At 59.8% G+C, this 26,026-nt stretch carries 24 protein-coding genes, 1 tRNA gene and 1 pseudogene; 12 read left to right on the forward strand and 14 right to left on the reverse strand.

Annotation, left to right across the window (positions count from 1 at the left end; genetic code table 11):
* Window positions 1–852: pseudogene (locus J1777_RS09105) on the reverse strand (hypothetical protein); the annotation flags it as partial.
* Between the two features lie 21 nt (window positions 853–873).
* Window positions 874–2,103 (reverse strand): phosphoglycerate dehydrogenase, encoded by a 1,230-nt coding sequence (serA, locus tag J1777_RS09110; RefSeq protein WP_207575419.1) that lies wholly within the window; start codon window positions 2,101–2,103, stop codon window positions 874–876.
* 145 nt (window positions 2,104–2,248) lie between these two features.
* On the opposite strand from serA, the gene J1777_RS09115 reads away from it, so the two are divergent.
* Window positions 2,249–2,323: transfer RNA gene (locus J1777_RS09115), tRNA-Thr, on the forward strand.
* A gap of 70 nt (window positions 2,324–2,393) precedes the next feature.
* On the opposite strand, the gene J1777_RS09120 is transcribed toward J1777_RS09115, so the two are convergent.
* Together J1777_RS09120 and J1777_RS09125 are read right to left on the reverse strand one after the other, a co-directional pair.
* Complete coding sequence (locus J1777_RS09120) at window positions 2,394–4,022, reverse strand: peptide chain release factor 3 (RefSeq protein ID WP_207575420.1); 1,629 nt, start codon at window positions 4,020–4,022, stop codon at window positions 2,394–2,396.
* Between the two features lie 107 nt (window positions 4,023–4,129).
* Window positions 4,130–5,380 carry an MFS transporter gene (locus J1777_RS09125; protein WP_207575421.1) on the reverse strand — a complete coding sequence of 417 codons (1,251 nt, stop codon included), beginning with the start codon at window positions 5,378–5,380 and terminating at the stop codon, window positions 4,130–4,132.
* Between the two features lie 149 nt (window positions 5,381–5,529).
* Between J1777_RS09125 and J1777_RS09130 the strand changes: the two genes are divergently transcribed.
* Complete coding sequence (locus tag J1777_RS09130; protein WP_242700472.1) at window positions 5,530–6,051, forward strand: flavodoxin family protein; 522 nt, start codon at window positions 5,530–5,532, stop codon at window positions 6,049–6,051.
* Between the two features lie 24 nt (window positions 6,052–6,075).
* Here J1777_RS09130 and J1777_RS09135 read toward each other — a convergent pair whose 3' ends face one another.
* Window positions 6,076–6,963: a class I SAM-dependent methyltransferase gene (locus J1777_RS09135; RefSeq protein ID WP_207575422.1), complete on the reverse strand. Its 888-nt coding sequence runs from the start codon at window positions 6,961–6,963 to the stop codon at window positions 6,076–6,078.
* A gap of 111 nt (window positions 6,964–7,074) precedes the next feature.
* Between J1777_RS09135 and J1777_RS09140 the strand changes: the two genes are divergently transcribed.
* Together J1777_RS09140 and J1777_RS09145 are read left to right on the forward strand one after the other, a co-directional pair.
* The gene (locus J1777_RS09140; RefSeq protein ID WP_207575423.1) at window positions 7,075–7,686 is read left to right on the forward strand and encodes a tetratricopeptide repeat protein; all 612 of its coding nucleotides are present in this window, start codon (window positions 7,075–7,077) and stop codon (window positions 7,684–7,686) included.
* A gap of 89 nt (window positions 7,687–7,775) precedes the next feature.
* Window positions 7,776–8,600, forward strand: a complete 825-nt coding sequence (locus J1777_RS09145; protein ID WP_207575424.1) for a hypothetical protein — start codon at window positions 7,776–7,778, stop codon at window positions 8,598–8,600.
* A gap of 100 nt (window positions 8,601–8,700) precedes the next feature.
* Here J1777_RS09145 and J1777_RS09150 read toward each other — a convergent pair whose 3' ends face one another.
* The 5 genes from J1777_RS09150 to mnmG form a co-directional block, all read right to left on the reverse strand.
* Window positions 8,701–9,606 carry a ParB/RepB/Spo0J family partition protein gene (locus J1777_RS09150; RefSeq protein WP_207575425.1) on the reverse strand — a complete coding sequence of 302 codons (906 nt, stop codon included), beginning with the start codon at window positions 9,604–9,606 and terminating at the stop codon, window positions 8,701–8,703.
* On the reverse strand, window positions 9,593–10,159 hold the full coding sequence (locus J1777_RS09155; protein WP_207575426.1) for an RBBP9/YdeN family alpha/beta hydrolase: 567 nt from the start codon (window positions 10,157–10,159) through the stop codon (window positions 9,593–9,595). Before J1777_RS09155 ends, J1777_RS09150 begins: the two co-directional genes overlap by 14 nt.
* 77 nt (window positions 10,160–10,236) lie before the next feature.
* The gene (locus J1777_RS09160; RefSeq protein ID WP_207575427.1) at window positions 10,237–11,007 is read right to left on the reverse strand and encodes a ParA family protein; all 771 of its coding nucleotides are present in this window, start codon (window positions 11,005–11,007) and stop codon (window positions 10,237–10,239) included.
* A gap of 61 nt (window positions 11,008–11,068) precedes the next feature.
* The gene (gene rsmG, locus J1777_RS09165; protein ID WP_207575428.1) at window positions 11,069–11,743 is read right to left on the reverse strand and encodes a 16S rRNA (guanine(527)-N(7))-methyltransferase RsmG; all 675 of its coding nucleotides are present in this window, start codon (window positions 11,741–11,743) and stop codon (window positions 11,069–11,071) included.
* On the reverse strand, window positions 11,740–13,698 hold the full coding sequence (gene mnmG, locus J1777_RS09170) for a tRNA uridine-5-carboxymethylaminomethyl(34) synthesis enzyme MnmG (protein ID WP_207575429.1): 1,959 nt from the start codon (window positions 13,696–13,698) through the stop codon (window positions 11,740–11,742). The genes rsmG and mnmG overlap by 4 nt, the downstream gene beginning before the upstream one ends.
* A gap of 216 nt (window positions 13,699–13,914) precedes the next feature.
* Between mnmG and gstA the strand changes: the two genes are divergently transcribed.
* Window positions 13,915–14,523, forward strand: a complete 609-nt coding sequence (gene gstA, locus J1777_RS09175; protein WP_207575430.1) for a glutathione transferase GstA — start codon at window positions 13,915–13,917, stop codon at window positions 14,521–14,523.
* Between the two features lie 68 nt (window positions 14,524–14,591).
* Here gstA and J1777_RS09180 read toward each other — a convergent pair whose 3' ends face one another.
* Window positions 14,592–16,214, reverse strand: a complete 1,623-nt coding sequence (locus J1777_RS09180) for a methyl-accepting chemotaxis protein (protein WP_423220539.1) — start codon at window positions 16,212–16,214, stop codon at window positions 14,592–14,594.
* 175 nt (window positions 16,215–16,389) lie between these two features.
* Here J1777_RS09180 and J1777_RS09185 point away from each other — a divergent pair, with 175 nt between their 5' ends.
* Together J1777_RS09185 and cueR are read left to right on the forward strand one after the other, a co-directional pair.
* Window positions 16,390–16,587, forward strand: a complete 198-nt coding sequence (locus J1777_RS09185) for a heavy-metal-associated domain-containing protein (RefSeq protein ID WP_207575432.1) — start codon at window positions 16,390–16,392, stop codon at window positions 16,585–16,587.
* Entirely contained in the window at window positions 16,574–16,996 is a 423-nt protein-coding gene (gene cueR / locus J1777_RS09190) for a Cu(I)-responsive transcriptional regulator (RefSeq protein WP_242700473.1), read from the forward strand. The genes J1777_RS09185 and cueR overlap by 14 nt, the downstream gene beginning before the upstream one ends.
* Here the strand turns inward: cueR and J1777_RS09195 are convergent.
* On the reverse strand, window positions 16,993–17,370 hold the full coding sequence (locus J1777_RS09195) for a type I restriction endonuclease subunit R, EcoR124 family (RefSeq protein WP_341352953.1): 378 nt from the start codon (window positions 17,368–17,370) through the stop codon (window positions 16,993–16,995). The genes cueR and J1777_RS09195 overlap by 4 nt on opposite strands.
* A gap of 434 nt (window positions 17,371–17,804) precedes the next feature.
* On the opposite strand from J1777_RS09195, the gene J1777_RS09200 reads away from it, so the two are divergent.
* Entirely contained in the window at window positions 17,805–18,599 is a 795-nt protein-coding gene (locus J1777_RS09200) for an HTH domain-containing protein (protein ID WP_207575434.1), read from the forward strand.
* Window positions 18,600–18,608: 9 nt separating this feature from the next.
* Here J1777_RS09200 and J1777_RS09205 read toward each other — a convergent pair whose 3' ends face one another.
* Entirely contained in the window at window positions 18,609–19,646 is a 1,038-nt protein-coding gene (locus J1777_RS09205; RefSeq protein ID WP_207575435.1) for a recombination-associated protein RdgC, read from the reverse strand.
* A gap of 224 nt (window positions 19,647–19,870) precedes the next feature.
* Between J1777_RS09205 and J1777_RS09210 the strand changes: the two genes are divergently transcribed.
* Window positions 19,871–20,368, forward strand: coding sequence for a Spy/CpxP family protein refolding chaperone (locus J1777_RS09210; protein WP_207575436.1), 498 nt, complete (start codon window positions 19,871–19,873; stop codon window positions 20,366–20,368).
* Window positions 20,369–21,175: 807 nt separating this feature from the next.
* On the opposite strand, the gene dinG is transcribed toward J1777_RS09210, so the two are convergent.
* A complete protein-coding gene (dinG, locus tag J1777_RS09215; protein ID WP_207575437.1) occupies window positions 21,176–23,353 on the reverse strand; it encodes an ATP-dependent DNA helicase DinG in 2,178 nt (725 codons plus the stop codon).
* On the opposite strand from dinG, the gene J1777_RS09220 reads away from it, so the two are divergent.
* The 3 genes from J1777_RS09220 (at window position 23,331) to J1777_RS09230 (ending at window position 25,996) form a co-directional block, all read left to right on the forward strand.
* Window positions 23,331–23,624, forward strand: a complete 294-nt coding sequence (locus J1777_RS09220) for a hypothetical protein (RefSeq protein ID WP_207575438.1) — start codon at window positions 23,331–23,333, stop codon at window positions 23,622–23,624. The genes dinG and J1777_RS09220 overlap by 23 nt on opposite strands.
* A 197-nt stretch (window positions 23,625–23,821) precedes the next feature.
* On the forward strand, window positions 23,822–24,658 hold the full coding sequence (locus tag J1777_RS09225; RefSeq protein WP_207575439.1) for an undecaprenyl-diphosphate phosphatase: 837 nt from the start codon (window positions 23,822–23,824) through the stop codon (window positions 24,656–24,658).
* 18 nt (window positions 24,659–24,676) lie between these two features.
* Window positions 24,677–25,996: a hemolysin family protein gene (locus tag J1777_RS09230; RefSeq protein ID WP_207575440.1), complete on the forward strand. Its 1,320-nt coding sequence runs from the start codon at window positions 24,677–24,679 to the stop codon at window positions 25,994–25,996.
* Window positions 25,997–26,026 lie beyond the last annotated feature (30 nt).

Here is a 26,026-nt window from a genome sequence, read left to right on the forward strand (position 1 = left end):
GCCCCCACCGGCCGGACTGCCCCCGCCCGGCAAGGCCACCGCCAGGGCCGCTTGGGCCTGGGCCCAGGCCACGGGGACTTTGAGCATCAAACTCATGCCCCGCGTGCCATCTTGGGCCGCAATGCTGCCTTGCAGCACCAGCCAGTTTTGCAACGCAGGAATGGTGACCGCCTTGCCCTGCCCCTGCTGCGCGGCCATCGCCATGGCTGCGCCCTGGCTGTGCCCAGAGGGCGGGCCCGCTGGCGCTGAGGGCGCAGATCGCCCCGCTTGCTGTAGCACGGCCTGCAGCAAGTTTTGCGGCCAGGCCTGGGCACTGAGCAATTGCTGCGGCAAGGCCTGCCCCGCCGTGGCCTGCTGCACCAAGCTGCTGAGCAAGGCCAGCACCGCTGCAGGCACCCCATTGGCCGGCCAAGCCGTAGCGGCCAGCGGCCCGCCAGCGCCGACCTGCTGCACCAATTGCGCCACCAGCTGGGTAAAGGCCTCCACCCGCACCGTTTGCTGCGCTTGTGGGGAAAGATTGACCGAACTGCCCGCAGCCGCCTGCGCCTGGGCCACCGCCGCAGTGGCCGCAGGTGCCTGGGGGGCGCTCACCGGGGCCGCAGCAGGCACCGCCGTTGCCGGGGTGGCCGCATTGGTGGCGGCAGGCTGCTTGCTTACAGGAGCACTTCCCGCTGATTGCTCCTGTATTTTTTGATTAAAACTAGCATCTTCTGCTGAATTACCAGCGGATGCAGCTAGCATTGTTGAAGCATTGGCCGCCGCCGTGGAGGCCGCAGCCACCGCTGACGCAGCCGCCGCCGCCACTGCGGGAGGGGCCGCAGCGGCATTGCTGGGCGGCAAAATATCGCTCACAACCCGGCCACCCGCAGCGTTTTAGAACAGCACCCGGCAGCGCACCGTGCCCGGCACTTGTGCCAGTTTTTCCAGCGCCAGGGCCGATGAGCCAGGCTCCAGATCAATCACCACATAGCCCAGTTTTTCGTGGGTGCGCAAATACTGGCCCGCCACGTTGATGCCGTTTTCAGCAAACACTTGGTTGATGGCCGAGAGCACGCCCGGCACGTTGTGGTGTACGTGCAGGATGCGGTTTTGCCCCGGATGCTCGGGCAGCGCCACTTCGGGGAAGTTCACCGCCGAAATGGTGGTGCCGTTGTCGCTGTAACGCACCAGTTTGTCGGCCACTTCCAGGCCGATATTGGCCTGCGCCTCCATGGTCGAGCCGCCAATGTGCGGGGTCAAAATCACATTGTCCAGCCCGCGCAAAGGCGAGATGAATTCATCCTTGTTGCTCTTGGGTTCGACCGGAAACACATCCACCGCCGCGCCCAGCAGCTTGCCGCTTTTGAGCGCCTTGGCCAGCGCATCAATCACCACCACCGTGCCCCGCGCCGCGTTGATAAAGATGCTGCCAGGCTTCATGGCGGCAAACTCTTTTTCGCCCATCATCCATTGCGTGGACGGCAACTCGGGCACGTGCAAGGTCACGATGTCGCTGCGCGAGAGCAAATCCTCCAGCGAGGCGGCCTGGTGCGCATTGCCCAGCGGCAACTTGGCCACCACGTCGTGGAACAGCACGTGCATGCCCAAGCCCTCGGCCAGCACCGACAGCTGTGTGCCGATCGAGCCGTAGCCCACAATGCCCAGCGTTTTGCCACGAATCTCAAACGCGTTGTCGGCCGATTTCAACCAGCCACCCCGGTGCGCTACGGCGTTTTTCTCGGGAATGCCGCGCAGCAACAAAATCGCCTCGGCCAAGACCAACTCAGCCACCGAGCGGGTGTTGGAGTACGGGGCGTTAAACACCACAATGCCTTTTTCCTGCGCGGCGATCAAATCCACCTGGTTGGTGCCAATGCAAAAGCAGCCAATGCCCACCAGCTTTTTCGCCGCCTCCAGCACCTCGCGCGTCAGCTGGGTGCGCGAACGCACGCCCACAAAATGCACATCGGCAATCTTGGCCTTGAGCTCATCGCCCTCCAGCGCGTGCGCGAGCAGCTCCACATTGCTGTAACCAGCCTTGGTAAAGGTTTGCACAGCACTGCTGTGAACCCCTTCCAAGAGCAAAATTTTGATTTTTGATTTGTCCAGCGAGGTTTTTGTCATGAAGATACTTTCCAAAGTTAGCTTCGGCGATTACAGCGGATTCCCTTTAGGCCCACCGCCACTGTGCGCCAGATCAAGGCGGCAAGTATGGCCTAGCCGAGATAGCAGCACCAAGGTCATATCCTGATATATAATCTTTGGCTTCGCCCATGTGGCTCAGTGGTAGAGCACTCCCTTGGTAAGGGAGAGGTCGGCAGTTCAATCCTGCCCATGGGCACCACACAACAAAACCCGCTAATTTTTTCGAATTAGCGGGTTTTTTTATTGCTCAGTGGGCACCCTGGGCCAGCCTAGCCACGGGCCTGCAGCTCCAGCCCGGCATGCTCGCGCAGCGGATGGAAGTGGATTTTTGGAAAGCGCTCCTGCGCCAGGCGCACGTCGTAGGGGCTGGTGCAGAGGAAGGCCAGGGTATTGGCCGCATCGTGCGCCAGGCGCAGCGGGTAGGCGGCCTCAAACTGGCGCAGTTCGGCAGGGGTGTCGGCCGTGATCCAGCGCGCGCCGGTGTACTGGCAGCCTTCCAGGCGAATGTCGCAGTCGTACTCGGTTTTCAGGCGGTGCTGCACCACTTCAAACTGCAACTGGCCCACGGCACCCAGCAGCATGTTGCCGCCCGCATCGGGCTTGAACACCTGGATGGCACCTTCTTCGCCCAGCTCCATCAAACCCTGTTGCAGCTGCTTGGAACGCAAAGGATTTTTCAGCACCACGGTCATGAACATTTCCGGCGCAAAGAACGGCAGGCCGGTGAACTGCAGGTTGGGGCCGTCGGTGATCGAATCACCCAGCTGCACGCCGCCGTGGATGGTGAAGCCGATGATGTCGCCCGCGTAGGCTTCGTCCACCGCCTCGCGCCGCTGGCTCATGAAGGTGACGACGCTGGTGGGGCGCAGTTCTTTGCCGGTGCGCTGCACCTTCATCTTCATGCCGGGCGTGTATTTGCCGCTGGCCACGCGCACAAAGGCGATGCGGTCGCGGTGGTTGGCATCCATATTGGCCTGCACCTTGAACACCACACCGGCAAAGCCCTTGTCCTCGGGGCGAATCGTCACCTCTTGGCGCTGGCGGTTCACTTCCTGGTAGGCCAGGCGCGTGCCCGGCGGCGGCGACATGTCCACCACGGCATTGAGCACTTCCTGCACACCAAAATTGTTCACCCCCGAGCCAAAAAACACCGGGGTGAGCTTGGCCGCCAGAAACTGCTCGTGGTTCCATGCAGCCGAGGCACCCACGGCCAGCTCCATGCTCTCCAGGGCATCGTCAAAGGCTTTGCCAAAGCGCTGGCGCAGCTTGTCGGCTTCAGCCAGCGGGATAACTTCAAAATCTTGCGGGCGCTTTTCACTGCCCGCCTCAAACACCGTCATGCTTTGCGTGCGCAGGTCGATGATGCCGCCGAACTGCTTGCCCTGGCCCACCGGCCAGGTGATGGGGCAGCAGGGCATGCCCAGCTCGCGCTCGACCTCGTCCAAGATGTCCAGGGGGTCGCGCACCTCGCGGTCCATTTTGTTCACAAAGCTGATGATGGGCGTATCGCGCTGGCGGCACACCTCGATCAGGCGGCGGGTCATCTCCTCCACCCCATTGGCGGCATCGACCACCATCAGGGCCGAATCCACGGCCGTGAGCACGCGGTAGGTGTCCTCGCTGAAGTCCTTGTGGCCGGGCGTGTCCAGCAGGTTGATGACGTGGTCGCGGTAGCTCATCTGCATCACGCTGGAGGCCACCGAAATGCCACGCTGTTTTTCAATCTCCATCCAGTCCGAGGTGGCGTGGCGGCTGGCTTTGCGCCCTTTCACCGCCCCGGCAATCTGGATGGCACCGGAGAACAGCAACAGCTTTTCCGTCAGCGTGGTTTTACCCGCGTCCGGGTGGGAGATGATGGCAAAGGTGCGGCGGCGCCGCGTTTCTGAAGCGTAAGACACAGTAAAAAATAAAAAAGCAATCAAAAGACAAAGACAGGCCCGAGTTTCCCCGGGCCTGCAGCAATGGGTGCGATTGTAAAAGCCTGCTGTGCTTTTAAAACACGTTCTTAAATCGCTTGCAGGCGCTGTTGCTGCACCTGGGAGCCCACAGCCCCAGCGGCCAGCACGCTCACCGCCAGCGCCAACGCCGCCCCGTAAAAAACCCCCTGGGGCTGCTGGTGGTCCATCAACCAGCCAAAAATGGGCGCGGCCACGCTAAAGCCCAAATCCAGCCCCGAATACACCGTGCCATACACCCGGCCCGTGGCCCCAGGCGGCGCCGCTTGCTTGATCAACATATCGCGCGAAGGCCCGGCCAGGCCTTGACCAAAACCTGCCGCAGCGCCCACCGCCAAGGCCAAATAGCCAGGCAACCAACCCGTTCCCGCCAAGGCCAACAACGCCCCAGCCAGCAGCAAAAAGACCGCAATCACCCGGTCCAGCCGCAGCACTCGGGCTGCCAAAAAGCCGCCCCCCACCATGCCAACGGCGCTGCACAGCATAAAGCCCGTCACCATCCAATACGTGACTGCCAAACTTAGCTGCGGATACAGGCTGTGAAGCGCCGGACTGGCAAAGCTTTGCACCGCACTTAAACCCGCCGTCGTAAAGAAAAAGAAAGCAAAGCACAGCCATACAACAGGCAATGCAAGAAAGGAAAAGGGGTTTTCTTCTGTTTTAACAGCGGCTACAGCTATACCTTTTGATGCACCCGCCGTTAAATGCGGACGATCATCCAGCCAGCGGCGCTGGTGCACAACGATGGCCAACACCACCAAGGCCAAAACCGCGCCGCTGAAGCAGGCGATGCGCCACGAGCCGGTCCAGCTGGTGATCCCCGCCATGAACACCGGGGCCGCAGCCCAGCCCACATTGCCCGAAATGCCATGGACAGAAAACGCGTGGCCCATGTTCTGGGGCGAAACACGCTGGTTCAAAATCGTGAAATCAACGGGGTGAAAGGGCGCATTGCCCAAACCGGCCAACACCGCGGCCGCCACCAGCATGGCGTAGTTTTGCGCACTGGCGGCCACCAAACCGGCCAGCGCAAAACTGGCCAAGGCCGCAAACAGAATGGGCCGCGCCCCCACTTTGTCCACCAAAAAACCGGCCAGCATTTGCCCTACGCCAGAGACAACAAAAAACACCGACACCACTGTGCCCAGCTCGACATAGCTGTAGCCAAACTCCGCCATCAACCACGGAAACAATGGCGGCAGCAGCAGATGAAAGAAATGCGAAGCCCCGTGGGCCAAACCCACCAGGCCAATGGTGCGGGCATCGTGCCCCAAAGAAGTGCTTGCAGTGGCATTGGTCATGCCGGCATCTTAGAACGTGTTCATGATCTCGAATGAAGGTGTGGGGGATGCGGTTCGGGATGGATTGCGAGGCGCAAACCACCCGAAGCCGCGCCCACATACCCATGAGGAGATCGTGAACACGTTCTTAGAAGCCTGACAATGCGCCAATGTCCACCACCATGCCCCCTGCCACCACGCGCAAAATGCTGCTGATCGTTTACCACTCACTGACCGGCGGCACAGCCCAGATGGCGCAAGCCGCGCAGGCTGGCGCACAGACCGTGCCCGGCGTATCCACACTGTGGCTGCATGCCGCGCAGGCCAGCCCGCCGCAGGTGCTGCAGGCCGACGGCTACCTCTTTGCCACGCCAGAGAACCTGGCGGCAATGAGCGGCATGCTCAAAGACTTTTTCGACCGCTGCTACTACCCGGTGCTTGATCGCATCAGCGGCCGCCCCTACGCCAGCCTGGTGTGCGCCGGCAGCGACGGCGCGGGCGCAGCACGCCAAATCGCGCGCATTGCCACCGGCTGGCGCCTCAAGGCCGTGGCCGAGCCGCTCATCGTCTGCACCCACGCCCAGACCCCCGAGGCCATCCTGGCCGCCAAACAGATCGGCAAACACGACCTGGAGCGCTGCCACGCCCTGGGCGAGGCGCTGGCGCAGGGGCTGGCGTTGGGGGTGTTCTGAGGCGCAAACGCGGCGGCTACGGTTTCACGTGGAACGCCGCCGTCCGCCCGGGCGGCGGGGCAAGGGATACAGGCGCTGGCCGCGCACCATCACGCCGTCGGGGGTCAGCGCCGCCGTGTGGCCAGCGGCTTCGTGGGCAGCAATTTCTTGCGCATCCATGCTGGCAATGGGGCATTGGTAGGCATACACCGCCCGGCCATCGGGCAAGCTGGCGCTGAGTGTGGGCGGGGTATCGGGCAAGGGAAAGTTCAAACTGACCAGCCAGGCCCCAGGTGGCATTTCTGCCATGGATTTCACCGCGGCCCGGCTCATGCTCTCTGGCCGTTGAAACAAATACACCAGGTGGTAAGGCCCCCAGTCGGCCACCCACATATTGCCCTGGCGCACGCTGGCCCAGGGGCAGCGCAGGGCGCAGGCCCAGCGCAGCACCCAGCTCCATTCCACCCCGTGAATGCGCGCCTGCGGCCAGGCCTGGCGCAACGCCCGCAGGCCATCCCCCAGGCCGCAACCGGCATCCAGCACCTTGGCCCCCGGCGGCAGCGCCAACTGTGCTGCCAGTCCCTGCAACGCCCCGGAAGGCGTGGGAAAAATCGGCGCATCGCGCCAGGCATTCAAGGGATAAACCAGCAACAGGCCGCCCAGCAGCAGCAGCCAGCCCCAGCCAGGCAAGCTGCCCGCCACCAGCACCGCAAACGACAGCGGAAACCCCGCCGCAATCCAGCCCCGCCGCCACCAGGTACTACCCCACAGGCTGGCACCGACACTGAACACCACCGCCAAACCAGCGGCGGCCCACCAAGGCAGCCAGCGCTGCCCACCGACAAACAACAACCAAGCGCCACCCCAGACCAGCAGCGCGGGCAAAGGCCAGACCAAGGACAGCAACCCGCGCTGCCAAAAAGAGGTTTTCATCGTTGAATGCTTTCGCAAAAAAATACGTGTGCCGTAGTAGGAAGGATTGCCACGATTTATAGTTTTCCCCTATGCTCCCGACCTATTTAATCCATAGGAAAGACTGTCCCCATGCGATCCCTATCCTGGACTGGAGCGGCATGCGCCCTGATTTTGGCAGGCTGCGCGGCACAAACACCACAATCGCAAGTTACCACCCCAGAGACCGTACGCATCTGCACAGGCAACAGCTGCACCGATCAGCCGCGCAGCGCCGCACTGCCGCAGGCAGCACCCAGCGCCCACGAAGCACAAGCCCAGCTGCGACTGCAGCAACTGGAAGCCTTGGCCGAAAACAGCCCCCATGCGGCCTACGATCTGGGGCTGCGCCTGATGCGGGGTGACGGAGTGCCCCACAACAGCTACCAAGGCCTGCAATGGCTGCGCAAGGCCGGAGAACAAAATCTGGTAGATGCCCAGCTGCTGCTGGGGCGTTTGTACCTCTCGGGCGTTGCCGAGATGGGCAGCGATGCCGCCGAAGCCCAGCAATGGCTCAGCCGCGCCGCCGCCCAAGGCAGTGCCCAAGCCCGCAAGCTGCTGGCCCAGGCTGAAAAAATCAAGAACGACGAGCAGGCACAATACCAAGCGCGTGAACAGGCACGCAAAGATTGGGAGCGCTGGATGCAATCTACGCCCTCCCCCTATTACTGGCACTGGGGCCACCACGGCTGGCAGCGCTACTGATGTGCGTTGGTGCCATGCGCACCAATGTGCATCGCCTCCCCCTATTCCCTTTGTTTTGATCTTTAGCAATTAGAAAGAAAGCACTCTTCATGCGTAAACCTTCCCTGCGTCTTCTGGCTCTGCTCTCCACTTTGGCTTTGACGGCCTGTGTCACCCCCGGTGGTGGCAGCATTACCACTGGCAACGCCGCCACCGCCTCCACCGGTGCAGCCGGTGGTGCCAGCAGCGTCAATGCCAACCCGTCGCTGGAGCGCTGCGATGCGCCCCTGGGCACCCTGGCTGTGGACGATGGTCGCGACAAAGAGTGGTACGGCAGCTTTGGCGCAGCCACCAAAATCACCACCATTGAGCCCCTCATCCGCCTGGCCGTACAGCAATCGAACTGCTTTGTGATCACCTCCATCGGCAGTGGCCGCACCGAGAGCAAGCTCTCCGCCATCACCGACAAGCAGCGCAACTCTGGCGAGTTCCGTGCCGGCTCCAAACAGCAAAAAGGCCAGCGCGTGGCCGCCGATTACTACCTGGAGCCGTCCATCATCATTGACAACGATGCCGTCGGTGGCATGGCCGCCGGTGTGGGTGGCCTGTTTGGCAGCGTGGGCGCGGCCATCGGTGGCGCCATGCAGAGCAAGGCTTCGGTCGTGACCTTGAGCATGTTCGACATCCGTTCTGGCGTGCAAATTTCCATCTCTGAGGGCAACGCCACGGCCACCAACTTTGGCGCCGCCATGGGTGCGCTGGGTGGTGCCGGTGGTGCCGGCCTGGGTGGCTTCTCGCGCTCGCCCGAAGGCAAAGCCACCGTCGCTGCATTCATGGATGCCTACAACAACATGGTGGTGTCCCTGCGCAACTACAAAGCCCAGGAAGTCAAAGGCGGTCTGGGCCGTGGTGGCCAGCTGAAAGTGGGCAACTAAGCCCCACCCCCGTGGGGGCCGCTGTGCCATGCAGCGGCCACGTGGAACATAAAAAAACCTTCGCCACTTTGCGAAGGTTTTTTTATGGGCAGCGCCAAGCCTATGGGCACTGGCGCAAGCGCTCGATCAGCCCATTGAGCGCCTCCAGCGAGCCAAATGCAATGGCCACCTCCCCGGTGTGCTGCTTGCCCGATTTTTTCAGGCGCACCTGCACCTGGGCCATGAGCAGGTCGGACAGCTCCTCCTCCACGCGCAGCACATCGCCCGATTTGGCCGCCACACTGCGGGCGCTGGGGCTGCGGCCGTCGTCCCCGGCAGCAACTTTTTTCACCAGCGCTTCGGTCTCGCGCACCGACAGCTTGCGCGCCGCCACTTGGTTGGCGGTGGTGATTTGCTCGGCCTTGTCCAAACTTAGCAGCGCCCGGGCATGGCCCATGTCAATGTCCCCGGCGATGAGCATGGTTTGCACCGGCTCGGCCAGGTGCAGCAGGCGCAGCAAATTGCTGGCCGCCGAGCGGCTGCGCCCCACTGCGGCCGCCGCCTGCTCGTGCGTGTGGCCAAACTCGTGTACCAGGCGCTGCAGGCCCTGGGCCTCTTCCAGCGGGTTGAGGTCTTCGCGCTGAATGTTTTCAATCAAGGCCATGGCGGCGGCGGCCTCGTCGGGCACATCGCGCACCAGCACGGGCACGTCGGTCAATCCCGCCAAGGTGGCAGCGCGAAAACGGCGTTCCCCGGCAATGATTTCGTACTGCCCAGCCTGCGGCCCCGCGGCCAGCTTGCGCACCAAAATGGGCTGCATGATGCCCTGGGCGCGAATGCTTTCGGCCAGCTCGTACAACGCGCCCTCGTCCATGCGCGTGCGCGGCTGGTATTGGCCGGGCACCAGGGCGGTGAGGGGCAGCGTGGAAGGGGCATCGGAGGCCGCGGCCGGGCTGGCCTCACTCACTTTGGGGCCTAACAAGGCTTCCAGCCCCCGGCCCAAACCTTTGGGTTTAGCGCTTGCCATGAACAGTGTCCTTTACTAAATCTTGCAATAGCGCGTGGCCCTGCGGCCAATCGCCCAGCTGGCTGGCGCTATTGATATGGCCGGCCGCACCGGCATCCACCCACTGCGCGCCCCAATCGGCGGCCAGCTGCTGGGCCCGCGCCAAACGGCAATAGGGGTCATTTTGGCTGCCGACCACTACCGCCGCAAACGGCAAGCGCTGGCGGGCAATGGGCACCCAGCCAGGCAGGTGCTGGCGCAGGTCGGCTTGCTCAACATCGCCCGGTGCCACCAACAGGGCCGCCTGCACTTTGCCCACCACCGCAGGCGGAGCATGGCGGGCCCACCAAGCCGTCAAGATGCAGCCCAGGCTGTGCGCCACCAGCACCACCGCCGTGGGCGCAGCAAGCACGGCTTCATTCAACTGCACCGTCCAATCGCCACGCAGGGGCTGCTGCCAGTTGTGCTGCTGCACCCGCTGGTAGCCATGCGCCTGCTCCCAGCGGCTTTGCCAATGGTCGGCATCGGAGTTTTGCCAACCGGGCAAAAGCAAGACCGAATACTCTTTATTCATAGCTGTTACCGCTGAAATTTAAACGATTAAAAGATAAAAACACTAAAAATAACTGAAGAATCAAGCGCAAACTGCTATTACATTTTTTTAATGCGCTGCACCATTTCCTGGGCAAACTCAATAAACGCTTTGCTGCCCTTGGCCGAAGGGTCAAACACCACACCGGGCAAACCGTAGCTGGGCGCTTCGGCCAGGCGCACATTGCGCGGAATCACGCTGTTGAACACCTTGTCGCCAAAATGCTCTTTGAGCTGATCGCTCACCTGCTGCTGCAGCGTGGTGCGCGGGTCAAACATCACGCGCAGCAGGCCAATGATTTGCAAGTCCGGGTTCATATTGGCATGCACCTGCTTGATGGTGTTCACCAAATCGGTCAGCCCCTCCAGCGCAAAATATTCGCACTGCATGGGCACGATCACGCCATGCGCCGCGCACAGCCCGTTCAGCGTCAGCATGGACAGGCTGGGCGGGCAGTCAATCAGCACAAAATCAAAATCACGATCGGCCTGCGCCAAAGCCGCTTTCAGGCGCTCGGTGCGCCGCTCCAGGGTGACCAGCTCAATCTCGGCACCGCTCAGTTCCCGGTTGGCCCCCAGCACAGAAAACCCGCATTGTTCAGAGCGCACCGCCGCCTCGGCCACGCTGGCCGATTCGAGCAACACGTCGTACACGCTCAGGGCCAAAGTCCGCTTGTCCACGCCGGCACCCATGGTGGCGTTGCCCTGCGGATCCAAATCAACCAACAAAACCCGCTGGCCAATTTTGGCCAAGCCTGCGGCCAAATTCACCGCCGTGGTGGTTTTACCGACTCCGCCCTTTTGGTTGGCAATACAAAAAACCTTGGCCATGCAACGTCCCTACCCGAATGTCAAAAATGGCGGCTAGTGTAAATCAGCGCCTGAATTTAAATTACGCCGCCCGCACGGGGCGCAACCAAACAATGCAACGCTGTGCATCCAAGCCGGGCACGGTCAAAGGTTCCACGTGAAACACCTGGGCAATCTGGGCATCAAGGGCCGCGATTTCATCGTCGGGCTGTTTGCCCTTCATCGCCAGCCACACCCCATCGGCCGCAATGGCCGAGCGCGACCAGGCAGTAAAGTCGGCCAGCGCAGCAAAGGCCCGGCTGCTCACCACCGCATAGGGGCCGGTCAGCGACTCCACCCGGGCATGAATGCCCGTCAAATTGGGCAAATGCAAACTGGCCGCCGCCTGCTGGATAAAGGCCGCTTTTTTGGCCACGGTATCCACGCAATGCACCGTCAGCTGCGGGCAGCAAATGGCAAACACCACGCCGGGCAAACCACCACCGCAGCCCACATCCAACAGCCGCGCAGCCCCAGGCTGGGTGGCCAAATGGCGCTGCAAGGCGGGCACCGCCGCCAAACTATCGAGCAAATGGTGGGTGAGCATTTCCTGCGGGTTGCGCACTGCTGTCAGGTTGTACACCTTGTTCCACTTTTGCAGCAGGTCTAAAAAATCCAACAAGCTTTGCTGCTGGGCGCTGCTCAAGTCCAAGCCCAAAGCCTGCACACCGGCCTGCAAAGTGGCCGCCAAATCATGATGCGACGCGGCGGGCTTCATGCCTGCACCTGCGCCACGGCAAAGCCTTTAAAGCCGCCTTTTTTCAGGTGAATCATCAGCAGCGACACCGCCGCCGGGGTCACCCCAGAAATGCGCGAGGCCTGGCCCAGGGTTTCAGGGCGGTGCTTTTGCAGCGTTTGCCGCACCTCAATCGACAGCGCAGCCACTTGCATGTAATCCAAATCGGCCGGCAGCTTCAGACTCTCGTAATGCGCCGCCCGCTGCACCTCTTCTTTTTGGCGGTCGATGTAGCCGGAATACTTGGCGGCAATCTCCACCTGCTCCACCACTGCCGCCTGCAAATCGCCCAAGGTTTCACGTGAAACATCGGCACTGGCGTATTTGCCATCGTCCATGCCCAGCAGGCTGGTGTAATCCACGCCGGGGCGGCGCAGCAGATCAAACAGGTTGTATTCGTGGTCAATGCCCTTGCCCAGCACCCGCTCGGCTTCACTCTGCGGCAGGATGCGCGGGTTCACCCACGTGGCTTTGAGCCGCTCGGTTTCACGCGCCACCGCATCGCGCTTGCGGTTGAACAAATCCCACTGGGCATCGGCCACCACGCCCAGGCTGCGCCCCACTTCGGTCAGGCGCATATCGGCGTTGTCTTCGCGCAGCTGCAAGCGGAACTCGGCCCGGCTGGTAAACATGCGGTAAGGCTCGGTCACGCCTTTGGTAATCAGGTCGTCAATCAGCACGCCCAAATACGCCTCATCGCGGCGCGGCAGCCAGGGGCCCTGGCCACGCACTTGCAGGCCGGCATTAATCCCGGCAAACATGCCCTGGGCCGCAGCCTCTTCGTAGCCGGTGGTGCCATTGATTTGCCCAGCAAAAAACAGGCCTTGAATTTGGCGTGTTTCAAAACTGCTTTTCAGCTCGCGCGGATCGAAGTAGTCGTACTCAATCGCATAGCCAGGGCGCAGGATGTGGGCGTTCTCCAGCCCTTTGATCGAACGCACCAGCGCGTACTGAATATCAAAGGGCAAGCTGGTCGAAATGCCGTTGGGGTAATACTCGTTGGTCGTCAGCCCTTCGGGCTCCAAGAAAATCTGGTGGCTGTCTTTGTCGGCAAAACGGTTGATTTTGTCTTCCACGCTGGGGCAATAGCGCGGCCCCACGCCTTCGATCTTGCCGGTGAACATGGGGCTGCGGTCAAAGCCGCTGCGAATGATGTCGTGCGTCTGCTGGTTGGTGTGCGTCACCCAGCACGGCATTTGCTGCGGGTGCATGCTGGCATGGCCCCGGTAGCTGAACACTGGCAGCACCCCCTCATTCACGCCGCCGGGCATGCCATCGCCGGGCTGCTCGGAGCACTGGCTAAAGTCAATGCTGCGGCCATCAATGCGCGGCGGCGTGCCCGTTTTCAAGCGGCCCTGGGGCAACTTCAATTCTTTCAAGCGTGCGGACAAGCCCATGGAAGGGGGGTCGCCCGCGCGGCCGCCTTCGTGGTTGCGCAGGCCAACGTGGATTTTTCCGTCCAAAAACGTCCCCACGGTCAGCACCACCGCACGGGCACGAAACTGAATGCCAATTTGCGTCACCGCACCCACCACGCGATCGCCCTCGACCAGCAAATCATCCACCGCCTGCTGAAACAGCCACAGGTTGGGCTGGTTCTCCAGCATCTCGCGGATGGCTGCTTTGTACAAAATCCGGTCGGCCTGGGCACGGGTGGCCCGCACGGCCGGGCCTTTGGAGCTGTTCAAAATACGAAATTGAATGCCCGCTTTATCAGTCGCCAGGGCCATGGCACCGCCCATGGCATCGACCTCTTTGACCAAATGGCCTTTGCCAATCCCCCCAATCGAAGGGTTGCAACTCATTTGCCCGAGGGTTTCAATATTGTGGGTAAGCAGCAGGGTTTTACAGCCCATGCGAGCGGCGGCCAGGGCGGCCTCGGTGCCAGCGTGGCCACCACCGACCACGATGACATCAAATTCTTGGGGGTACAGCATGATTAAAAACTCCAAACCAAGGCCGCGTTGTACGGCACAGCCCTGTTGCGCCAGGGATAAAAAATAGAAAAAGGGAGGTGCGTTAAAACACTGTTGGCGCAAGAAAAACCAGCGATTTTCCCATTCTTTCGCACTTTTTGCAGATAGTGACAATGCGGCCAAGGCCTTGAAAAAGTTCTACGATGCCACGCTTATCAACCACCTTTGCCCTGCACCATGAAACTCTATTACAGCCCCGGCGCTTGCTCCCTCGCACCCCATATCGTTGCTTGCGAAGCGGGCTTGGCCGTCGAAGCCATTGTGGCCAGCACCAAAACTCACCAACTGGCCGATGGCACCGACTTTTACACCATCAACCCGCTGGGCTACGTGCCCTTCTTGGTCTTGGACGATGGCCAAACCCTGCGCGAAGGCCCGGTCATCAGCCAATACCTGGCCGACCAAGCCCCAGACAAAGGCCTGATCGGCCCCGTGGGCAGCATGCAGCGCTACCGCGCACTGGAATGGCTCAACTTCATTGGCACCGAATTGCACAAAGGCTTCTCGCCCTTGTTCGTGCCCGGCACCCCGGAAGACTTCAAGCCCACCGTCAAGCAGCGCCTGTTGCAGCGTTTCACCTGGGTGAATGAGCAACTGGCCGGCAAAGACTATGTGCTGGGCGATGCCTTCAGCGTGGCCGATGCGTATTTGTTCACCGTCTCCAACTGGGGCAAATTTGTTGGTGTCGATTTGTCTGGGTTTGCCAACCTGCAGGCTTACCTGGCCCGCGTTGCTGCCCGCCCCGGCGTACAAGCGGCACTGAAAGCCGAGGGACTGCTGAAGTAATTCCACCCGCCATTGCATAAAAAAAGGTTCCACGTGGAACCTTTTTTTATGCCTGGCAGCCAGCAGCATCACTGCAGCAAATAAGGTGCCGCGGCGGGCCCCGGCTGGCTGGTGGCCCGGCCCTGCCCGGCGGCCAATTTAAATTGCCCCACCACTTGGGCCAGGCGTTGCGCCTGCTCGTTCAGCGACTGGGCTGCCGCCGCAGACTGCTCGACCAAAGCGGCATTTTGCTGGGTCATTTGGTCAATATGGCCCACGGCCTGGTTCACTTCGGCAATACCGCTGGATTGCTCATTGGCGGTCGCAGTGATGTCGCGAATAATGCCCACCACCTTTTCAATGCCACTGACGATCTCTTGCATGGTCGTGCCCGCATCTTGCGCATTGCGCACCCCACCATCCACGGCGGCAACACTGGTGCCAATCAGCTTTTTAATCTCATTGGCGGCATCTGCGCTGCGGTGCGCCAAAGAGCGCACCTCCCCCGCCACCACCGCAAAGCCCCGGCCCTGCTCGCCGGCGCGGGCAGCTTCAACCGCCGCGTTCAGGGCCAAGATATTGGTTTGAAACGCAATGGAATCAATCAGGCCAATGATGTCGGCAATGCGGCGGCTGGAATCGGCAATCTCTTGCATGCTGACCACCGCCCCTTGCACCACCGCCCCGCCCTGCCCCGCTGTTTGCGAAGCCACTGCGGCCAGTTGGTTGGCCTGGCCTGCCGCATCCGCCGTTTGCTGCACCGTGCTGGTCAGCTCCTCCAGTGAAGCCACCGTTTGCTGCAAGTTGCTAGCCGTTTGCTCCGTGCGCGAAGACAAATCGGTATTGCCGCTGGCAATTTCTTGGCTCGCAATGGCAATGCTGTTGCTGGCCAATTGCACCTGCCCCACCAGCTGGGCCAAATTGCTTTGCATGGCTTGCAAATCTCTTTGCAAATCGGCCACTTCGTCTTTCCCCGTGCTATCAATGCTTTGGGTTAAATCCCCCATGGCAATGGCTTTGGCCAGTTTTTGTGCCTGGGCCAGAGGGCGGCAAATGGCCAGCATATTCATCCACGTCAGTGGCCCCACCACCAGCACAGTGAGCAACACCGCCGCCAAAAACAGCCATTGCGCCTCATCCTTCACCGAGGCCCCTTTGGCCTCAAAGGCTTGGGCCTGTTCGTGCAATTGCATTTGCAAAGCGCCCAAAGCTTGCTGGGCGGCCAGCAGGTGTTGGTAGGGCACATTCGCCGCTTCCAAGGTTTCTTCCATACTCACATAAGGGTTGGCTTGCAAACCTTGCACCAATGGGCCAAAGCCATCAACATAAGCTTGCACCGATTGGCCCAATTTTTCAAGATTGGTTTTCTGGCTGGCATCGATGGTTTGGCTGATTTGCTGCATCTGTCCCTGCACGGCCTGCACGCCTGCCTTCCATTGGCTATACGAATCATCCAGATTGGCACTGCGCGAGAAGGTGATGAGCACCTCTTTTTCTTTCAATTGCAACGCATCCAACTTGCTTTGCATTTGCTGCAATTGCTGGTTTTGCTGCCAGGGCACTTGCATAAAGTCTTGGTGCAAGTCATGAATGCGCAGCATGCTCCACATGCCAACGCCACCGAGCAAACCTAACAGCAACAAGACCACGCCAATGGCGCCTTCCATCCGCAATCGAATGGTAAACATGCGTATCAAGGCCATTAAATTCATAAAAACACCTTCTTTATCGGTTTTTTTGCATAAAAACTGCACTGGCAGATGAAAAAGTCAGGGGCTATTGTCAGCCAATTTGTGAAGAATTGTTGCAAGAATAACGCTTGACCTTGACATGGTGCAAAGGAGCACCATCCTAGGCTTGTTGCAATATTTTGAAAGAGGAAAACCCATGGAACACATTTTTACTGTCACCGGCATGACCTGCGGCCACTGCGAACGCGCAGTACAACAAGCCCTGCACGGGGTGGATGCCCAGGCGCACATTCAGATTGATCGCCCCGCCAACAAGGTGGTCGTCCAATCCGAGCATGCCAGCCGCGAGGCCCTGGCCGCCGCCATCGCTGAAGAAGGCTATGCCGTCGCCTAAACCGTGGACCTGGCCGGTTCCCATTGGCACAGCGGCAACGCGGGCAGGGGTATCGGCACGGATGGTGCGCCATTACGAGGCGCTGGGGCTGCTCCCCGAAGTGGCCCGCACCGACAGCGGCTACCGCCAGTACACCACCAACGATGTGCACACCCTGCGCTTTATCCGCCGCTGCCGCGATTTGGGCTTTTCTATAGAAGAAATCCGCCAGCTCTTGGCCCTGTGGCGCGACAAACTGCGGGCCAGTGCCCAGGTCAAGCACATTGCCCAGGCACACATCCACCAACTCAACGAACGCATCGCCGCCATGCAAGCCATGCAACGCAGCCTGCAAACGCTAGTGTCCTGCTGCAAAGGCGACGAACGCCCGGACTGCCCCATCCTGGACGATTTGGGCTCACCGCTTTAAAGCGCCCCGCCCACCCCTTTAAATTTCTCCACAAACGCGGCGATCTTCTGAAACACGGTTTGCTTTTTGCTCAGGTACTGCGGGTTCAGCGGGCTCATTTTGGGCAGCACCGCATTCAGCTCGGTGCCGTTGTCGCTGGCAAATTCGCGTTTAAGAGAGGTGCTGATGTAGCGCTTGGCCGCAGCGGCATTGAGCTGTTCCTCATCAATCAAGGCTTGGGCTTCGCGCTGTAGCTCGGCCTGGGCAAACGTAAAAAACGCTTCAATCACGCTGGCTTTATCGCCAATGGGGTCTAAGTTGGTCTGCTGGATAAAGTCCACCACCAACCCTTCTTTGGCGCGGTTGCCAATGCTGGCGCGGATTGCGCGGCGCACTGCTTGAAGTCCCAGCCGTCCACGGCCCCCCGGACATCGTTGGCGATTTGCCAAATGCGGCGTTGCAGTTCTGCGCGTTGTTGTGTGCTGGTCATGTATCTTTCTCGAAGTGTTGGCGGTGCGTGCCCCCTGCTGGGAGCCGATGCCACGATGGCAGCGATGGTAGTGGGGCGCAGGAGCCAAAACAGCAAGGCACCGATGGATGCCTTAATTTTTTATAAGACAAATTGGCACTTAGCGATTGCTGGATAAGCGCAAGCAGCTATTGTTTTTAAGTTCTTTATTTGCTTTTGTGTGTCAGTCTCTCCAAGGCTGCAGTGATGGCACCACAGAATTACGGACGCAAGGTCACTGCAGCGCAAGGCCCAGCCTATTGGCTCTGGAATGGGCAGCTGCTATCAAAAATCAACAACGTAACCACCTGAGAGGATGGCATGGTGCATGAACTGACATGGAAAGAGGCAATCAATCAAGTGCTGGCACAGTTTCCGAACGGCCTTCACTACAACGAAATTGCCGAAAAGATCATCGACCAGGGCCTGCGCACCTCCGTCGGTGCCACCCCTGCCGCAACGGTCAATGCGCAGATTTCTGCCTCCATCAAGCACGAAGGAGATGCATCGCCGTACGTCCGCACGAACAAGGGCGTTTTTGCGCTCAAGTCCGGACTGTCACCAACTGAGAGTGCTCACCTCGCAGCACAGTCTCCTTTGATGGTGGAACAGGATGAAGCGCAGTCACAAATCATCACCGCGTTCGGCATGTATTGGCGGCGGGATGCTGTGGCCTGGAAAAACAACCCAAAACTGTGGGGTTTCAATAAGGAGTTCGCCGACAAAGTCGATTTTGGTGGGCAGCGGGGTATTTACCTGCTCCATGATGGGCGGGATGTGATTTACGTAGGCCGCTCGACAGATGACTCGATTGGCCAGCGCCTGCTCCAGCACACAAAAAACAGGCTGTCATTTCGGTGGGATCGGTTTTCTTGGTTCGGCCTAAATCCGGTGGAGGAAGACGGAACGCTAGGTCAGATGCCCGCCAACTATTCAGCCAACAACATGATTGCAACACTGGAAGCCATTCTGATTGAAGCCATGGAGCCCGGATTGAATCGTCAGCGGGGGCAGGACCTTGAGGCCTTCGAATATTTTCAACACGAAGATCCGCAGCTGAAGACCGCAAAGTTAATGACGGATGTCGCCAGTGTCTTGGCCAAGAATCACCTGTGACCCGACGACTTAAAACGGCGCATCGTTCGGCGCAGTGTCCACGGGGGCTTGGCCTGGCCCGGTGGTGATGTTGGTGGTGGTGTCCTTGCCTTGGCGCGGTGGGGTTTTAGCGGGTGCCGTGGGGGGTGCGGCCGTGGTGTTTTCCATGGTCTCTAAGCCCAGGCTGCGGCCTTCGCCGTCCAAAGCGGCGAGCAAGTCGGGCACCAGCAAGCGCAGCTCGCCCGTGGCGATGGCCATATCGGCATCCAGGCCGCCCTCGTCTTTGCCCTCGCTTTGTACGGGCTCTTGAAAAATAATTTTCTTCAGCTGCAGCGCTTCGGTCAGCACAAAACTGACGCGCCCCTGCCAGGTCATGGCCAGTTGGGTGGGCAGCTTGCCGTGCGCAATATGGGTGCGCACTTCGTCAATATCCAAAGGGTGGCGGGTGTAGCGCACCACGGCTTTGCTGTCATCGCTGGCTTTGAGCTCGCAGCTTTGGTCAATCGAAAATTCCGCCGGGGCCTCGTGCGTTAGCAGCCACTGCGCCATGGCCGCCTGGGGGCTGGTGCGGGTGTCAATCAAAGCCAGGGCCAAGCCCGGGACATGCTCGACCAAGCTGCTGACCACGGCATCGGCCTTGGTTTGGGCGCTGGCATCGACTACCAGCAAATGCGCCTGCGGGTCAATCCACACCCACACGCTGCTTTGCTTGGTAAATGCCTGGGGCAGCAAGTCCAGCCGGGCTTCTTCTTTGAGATCGCGCTGCTCTTTTTTGCCGGGTTTGCGGCCCGATTCACGTTCAATGGCGCTGCACTTGTCCTGCACCCGTTGCTGCACCACGCTGGCCGGGAGGATTTTGCTTTCGCTGTGAAAGCGCAGCAGCCACTGCCCGCCAATGCTTTCCACCAAGGCCCCATGGGCTTCGCCCCGGGGGGGCACCCAGCCATCAGACGCTTCTTGGGTGGCCGAACAAGGGCTGAACAGCGCTTGTTGCAACGCCTGCTCCACCGCCACCAAATCGCCTTGCCATTGCGCCGCAATGCGGTACATCACCATGTTTTTAAACATATTGCTTTATAAAAAAAATAGCTACTTGCGCTTTACTGGTAAGCGTTTTTGCCTGTTTTGATTCAAATTAAATAGGCTTTGCGCTACTTTACCTAAGCGCCGCAAAGCCACACCAAAACCTTACATGCGCCCGACACACTAGCGGCCATGCACTGCCCGAAAGCTGAAATTGTTTTTTCTGGCAGCTTTTATTCTCTCTTGTCCCTGCTTTGAAAGGATGGATCATGAACCGCACGTCTGTACTGCGCCTGGCCGCTATGGTCAGTTTTTCTGGCCTGCTGGCTACCACGGCCATAGCCCAAGCCAGCCCCGCTGCTGCACCTGCAGCCCAAGTCCAAACCCAAGCGCCGCATGAGCGCTTGGCCCAGCATCAGGCTGAGCGCCACGCACGGCACCAAGAAAAGCAGCAGCAGCACTGGGAGCGCCAGAAAAATCTTTTGCAGCTGCAACCCCAGCAACAAGCCCAGTGGGAGGCTTATGTGGCCGCCATGCAACCGCCACCCCGCGTGGCCCCGGCCAAACATCCGAAAGACATGAACACCTTAGAGCGCTTGGACTGGAAGGCCCAAATGCGCACCAGCCACCAAAAACACGCCGAACGACGTGACCAGGCGACGCGCAGCTTTTACGCCAGCTTGAATGCGCAGCAGCAAAAAGCCTTTGACAGCTTGCCCCACGCAGGGCGCAGCCAGATGGGCAAGCGCCGGGGTGACTGGCGCTAACGCGGCAGCGAATGTCATTTTTAACAGGCCTTCGGGCCTGTTTTTTTATGCCTTTTTTTTAAAAATCTGTGTGGATAAGCCTGTGGTGTGTTGGCGATCAACTACCGCTTTGTCCACAGAGAAAAAATTTTTTAGCCATCTACCCACATTCCGGGTACCGCCGCCAGCCGTGCTGACCCCAGGCTTTGACCAAGCTTAAGCCCTTGAAATTTAAAAAATAGTGAGGGTTATGCACAAAAACAGCGGGGCTTACTATTACTACTATCTATCAATATTAAATATAAAGAATAGTGGCGGCAGCCAACCCCCCAGCCGTGCTGGCCTTGTTTTGCTCACGCAAGACAGCAAACGGCCAGTTGGTGTGCAGCAATGGCTATCCACAGCCTGAAAATTGCAATAAAACTATTTATTTTCAATAACTTGCTTTGATTTTTTGACTGCGCGGGCCTGTGCATCGTTGAGCGAACAACCTTGGGTTATCCACAAATTTTTCACGATCTTGAATCTTGTTCAGCCCTTGTTCCTGCGCAAACAGGGCCCAGGCCCCCATGGTTGGCGGCGCGCTAATGCAATGAAAAAAATAAAAAAAACAGGCTTATCCACAAAAAGACAAGCCTTACTACTACTACCTACTAAATATTTAAAATAAATAAAATAAAACTAGCAAAACGCTGAACAGAAAAAAATTCAAAACAACGCTGTGCTGTGGAAATACTTTGAATAATTTGTGTAAATAACGAAAAGAAAAATATTTTTCAGCCAAAACGCTTACAAAAACAACGTTTCCTGCTATCTATTTTAAAAAAATTAATTGTGCGCAAGCTGTGCAAAACGCTGCTGAAACGAAAAATCAGGCAAGCTTTTTTGAATTTGCTGGCCATAACTGGTGACACACAGCCGCCGGTCATAGCAATACACCTGGGCCTGGTCGTGCTCGGTGCGAATGGCCCGCCCAACCCATTGCGCCAAGCGGATGGCGGTGGCCGGAACAACCAAATCGGTAAACGGATTGCGCCCGCTGCTGCGCAACCATTCGGCCCGGGCCTCTCCCACGGGGTCGTCTGGGGGCGCAAAGGGCAGTTTGGTGATGAACAGGCTGGCGCACAACGCGCCGGGCAGGTCCAGCCCTTCGCCAAACGATTGCATGCCAAAAATGATCGAGGCTTGCCCGGCTTCAACCTGCTCGCGGTGCTTGTTGAGCAGCGCAAACCGCGGCATGGTGTTTTGCACCAGGACTTTGGAGCGCAGGGCACTGGGCAAGGCATCCACAGCCTGGCGCATTTGCTCTTTCGATGTGAATAACACCAAGGCCCCGGTCTGCACGCTGGCCAAGTCGTGCAGCAAGGTGTGCACCATCTCTTGGGTAAAGGGCCCGGCGTGTTTGGGGTCGGCCTGGGTGTGGTGGGCCCACAGCACGCCTTGGCTGGGGTAGTCAAAGGGGCTGGCCACCTCCAAGGTGGCCAGTGTGGGCAGGTCGTGCAGCCCCACTTCGCGCAGAAAAAAATCAAAACTGCCGCAACTGGTCAGCGTGGCCGAGGTCAGCACCCCGCCGCGTACCTGGCTCCACAAATGCTGGCGCAGCGTGCTGCCGGGCAGGATCGGGCTGGCGTGGGCTTGCAGAGCGATCCATTCGCCATCCATTTCCAGGGTGAACCATTTGGCGGCAGGGGCTTGGCCGGGGGCGGGGGTGTGCAGCAGCAGCTCGGTGGTGGCAAAAACCGCTTCCAGGCGTGGGGCCAGGCTGCCCAACTGCGCGTACAGGGCGGCCAAGCGCGGGGCTTCGTCCGGGGTTTCTTTGATGGTGCTGCGCAGGGCCTTGGCAATGGCGCGCAAAACGTCCAGCAAGCCCGTGCTGTGCGCCAAGACGGCCTCCAGCGGCGGCAGGAGCGCTTCGGGCAGCACGCCCCGGGGGATGCGGGCACTGGCCGGGCCAAAGCGCGCCTCGGGGCTTTTCAGGGTTTCGCCGTACTGCGCCATGGCGGCCTGGGCCAGCTGCCCCATGGCTTGGCGCAAGCCGCTGCTGTGCTGCGGGATGTCGGCAATTTCTTCTACTTCCAGCAGCTGGCCAATGCGCAAGGCCCGGCTGGTGAGCTTGTCCAGCCACTGCAGGCGGGATAAATCCATATTGCTGGCAAATTGCGCCAGGGCGGTGGCGGGCAGGTGGTGGGCCTCGTCCAGCACCAGCAGGCAGTTGTCCAGCTCGGGCAGCAGGCGTGCGCCCAGGGAGGACAGCAGCAGGTCGTGATTGACGACGATGACCTGGGCGGCGACCAATTCCTTGCGCCGCTCGTAGTAGCTGCAGCTTTGGAACGCCGGGCAATGCCGCCCGGTGCAGGAGCTGCCTTCGGCGGCCACGGGGCTCCAGGCTTCGGGGGCGGGGGGCGTGTCCAGGCTGTCGCGGTCGCCGTCCCAGCGGCCTTGGGCCAGGGCCTCGGCCATGCTGGCGTAGAACTGTTGCTGGGCTTGGCGTTCAGCCTGGGCCACCGGCTTGGCGGGCAAGGTTTCGCCAAATAAATCATCGGCTTCTTCGGGGTACAAATCGCTGGAGCCGACCAGGCGCTCGAGTTTGAGCTGGCACACAAAGCGCCCTCGCCCTTTGGCCAGGGCATAGCGAAACGGCTGGCCCAAATGTGCGGCCAGGGCGGGCAAGTCTTTGTTTACCAGCTGCTCTTGCAGGGCCACGGTGGCGGTGGAGATCATCACCCGCGTGCCCCGCTGCAGGGCCATGGCAATGGCCGGGGCGCTGTAAGCCAGGGATTTGCCCACGCCGGTGCCCGCTTGGATGACGGCGATAGAGGGGGCCACCGCAGTGTTGGGGGGGCTGTCTTCGCCCTCGGTGGGTTTGCCCAAGTGGGCGTGGGCAAAGGTGTGGGCCACTTGGGCGGCCATCTCCCGCTGGCCAGCGCGGGGCCGCAAATGGGCTTGGGCGGCGACCACGTTGTCAAAGGCCTGGAGGGCGTGTGTGGCCCATGCGGAAGTGCTCATAAGGGGAGGTAAAAACAAAAAATTCGACCCTGTGGGCCGATTTATAAATATTGAAACAGAAATTGTCGTAGCAAATTTTATGGTGTTTTATTTATGCAGTATTTTTGGCACCCAAAACCCATATCAGTGCGGTGTGGAGCGATGTGCAAAATGCTGTGGATGTTTTGGCCAACAGCTTTTTTTAAAACATGAAAAAACCTTATCAACACGCTGTGCAGAACTGAAAATTGTTTTTCAAAACGCCGTCTGGCAAGCAAGCCACACAGCATGAAAAACAGCCTACATTTAATAATAAAAAATACAAAATAAAGAGTTTGAAAATAAGTCTTGCTGTATTTTGTATTTTTAAATACTGATCAAGCCATCCAGCCACGCCCGCTTGGCGGCATCGCTACACTAGGCCCCCTCTTCCTGGCCCTTTGGTGCGGGGGAATTTGTCGTTGATGGATGCGAAAGGCGCTTGTTGTTATGTATGCCGCGTTTGGTTGGGTGGATGCCCTGGTGTTGGGGCTGGTGCAGGGCCTGACGGAATTTCTTCCCATTTCTTCCAGCGCGCATTTGCGCATCCTGGGGCCGCTGTTGCCGGGGGGGGGCGATCCGGGGGCGGCCTTCACCGCCATTACCCAGCTGGGCACCGAGCTGGCGGTGCTGATTTACTTTCGCCGCGATGTAATGCGGATGCTGCTGGCCTGGTGGCGCAGCCTGCCGCGCTTGGGGCGCGAGGCGCTGAGCGTGGATGCCAAGGTGGCCTGGCTGGTGATTTTGGGCACCATTCCGATTTGTGTGCTGGGGCTGCTGCTGCGCGACTTGATTGAGACGACGTTTCGCACCCTGCTGCTTACGGCCATCATGCTGATTGTGTTTGGCGTGATTTTGGCCTGGGCCGAAAGGCGTGGCAGCCAAACGCGCAGCATCGCCCAGCTGACCGTGAAAGATGGCGTGCTGCTGGGCTTGGCCCAGGCGATGGCCTTGATTCCGGGGGTGTCGCGCTCGGGCGGCACCATTACGGTGGGCTTGCTGCTGGGGCTGACGCGCGATGCTGCGGCGCGGTTTTCTTTTTTGCTGGCCATTCCGGCGGTGCTGCTGTCGGGCTTTTACATGCTGTTGTTCAAGCGCGAGCCCATGAGTGGCGAGCAATGGGCCATGACGCTGGTGGCCACGGGCGTGGCGTTTGCGGTGGGCTATGCGGTCATCGTCTGGTTTATGCGGCTGATTTCGACCAAGGGCTTTGGCGTGTTTGTGGTGTACCGCATCGTGCTGGGCAGTTTGCTGCTGCTGGGCCTGGGCGCTGGGGTGGTGCAGTAATTTTGTGAAAGCCTCACCATGCAAGTGCTGATATTGCTTGGGCTGATTGTGTTGAATGGCCTGTTTGCCATGGCCGAGATTGCCTTGGTGACGGCCCGCAAGGCACGGCTGCAAAAATACTTGGATGAGGGGGACCGTGCGGCCGCGGCCGCTTTGGCGCTGGGCGAACATCCCACGCGCTTTCTCTCGACGATTCAAATTGGCATTACCTCGATTGGCGTGCTCAATGGCGTGTTTGGCGAGGCGGCCTTGGCCCAGCCCATGGCGCAGTGGCTGCAAGCGCACGCGGGTCTGTCAGCGAGCACCGCCAGCACGGTGGGCACGGCCGTGGCGGTGGTGGGAATTACTTATTTATCCATCGTCATTGGCGAGCTGGTGCCCAAGCGCCTGGGCCAGTCCAACCCCGAGGCCATCGCCCGGCTGGTGGCCCGCCCGATTCAGTGGCTGGCGCAGATGACGCGGCCTTTCGTGTTCTTGCTCTCGCTTTCTACCCAAGGCGTGCTGCGCCTGCTGGGCGTGCGCGAGACGGCGGAGCAAGCGGTCACCGAGGAAGAAATCCACGCGGTTTTGGCCGAGGGCACCACCTCCGGCGCGATTGAGGCGCACGAGCACCGCATGGTGCGCAACCTGTTTCGGCTGGACGATCGGCAGATTTCTTCGCTGATGGTGCCGCGCTCAGACGTGGTGTGCCTGGACATCAACGACAGTTTTGAAACCCATTTGGCGCTGATTGCGGCGCATGGGCACACGCGCTTTCCGGTGATTGATGGCAATCTGGAAAAAATTCTGGGCGTGCTCAATATCCGCCAATGGCTGCTGCACGTCATTCAAAACCAAAGCCCGCGCAGCCTGGCGCAATTTCAGGCGCTGTGGGAAAAGCCGGTGTACATCCCCGAGACGATCACGGGCTTGGAGCTGTTGGAAAATTTCAAAGCCTGTGGGGCGCGCCTGTCGTTTGTGATTGATGAGTACGGCGAGGTGCTGGGCGTGGTGGATTTGCGCGATCTGATTGAGGCCATCACCGGCGAATTTGTCCCGGAAGACCCCGCCGATGCCTGGGCCGTGCAGCGCAGCGATGGCAGCTGGCTGCTCGATGGCCACATTCCTATTTTTGAGCTCAAAGACCGCCTGGGGCTGAAGCACCTGCCCGAGGAAGACAAGGGCCGCTACCAAACCCTGAGCGGCATGCTCATGCTGCTCACAGGCCGCCTGCCGACGGAAACCGACAAGGTCGTTTGGCAGGGCTGGGAGTTTGAGGTGGTCGATATGGACGGCAAGATCATCGACAAAGTGCAAGCCGTGCAGCTGCCCATGCCCCTGGAGGATGATTTAAATTAATAGCTTGAAGCGCTTTTAAATAAACGTTTT

The organism is Comamonas denitrificans, assembly GCF_017368815.1.
Lineage (GTDB): Bacteria > Pseudomonadota > Gammaproteobacteria > Burkholderiales > Burkholderiaceae_C > Comamonas > Comamonas denitrificans.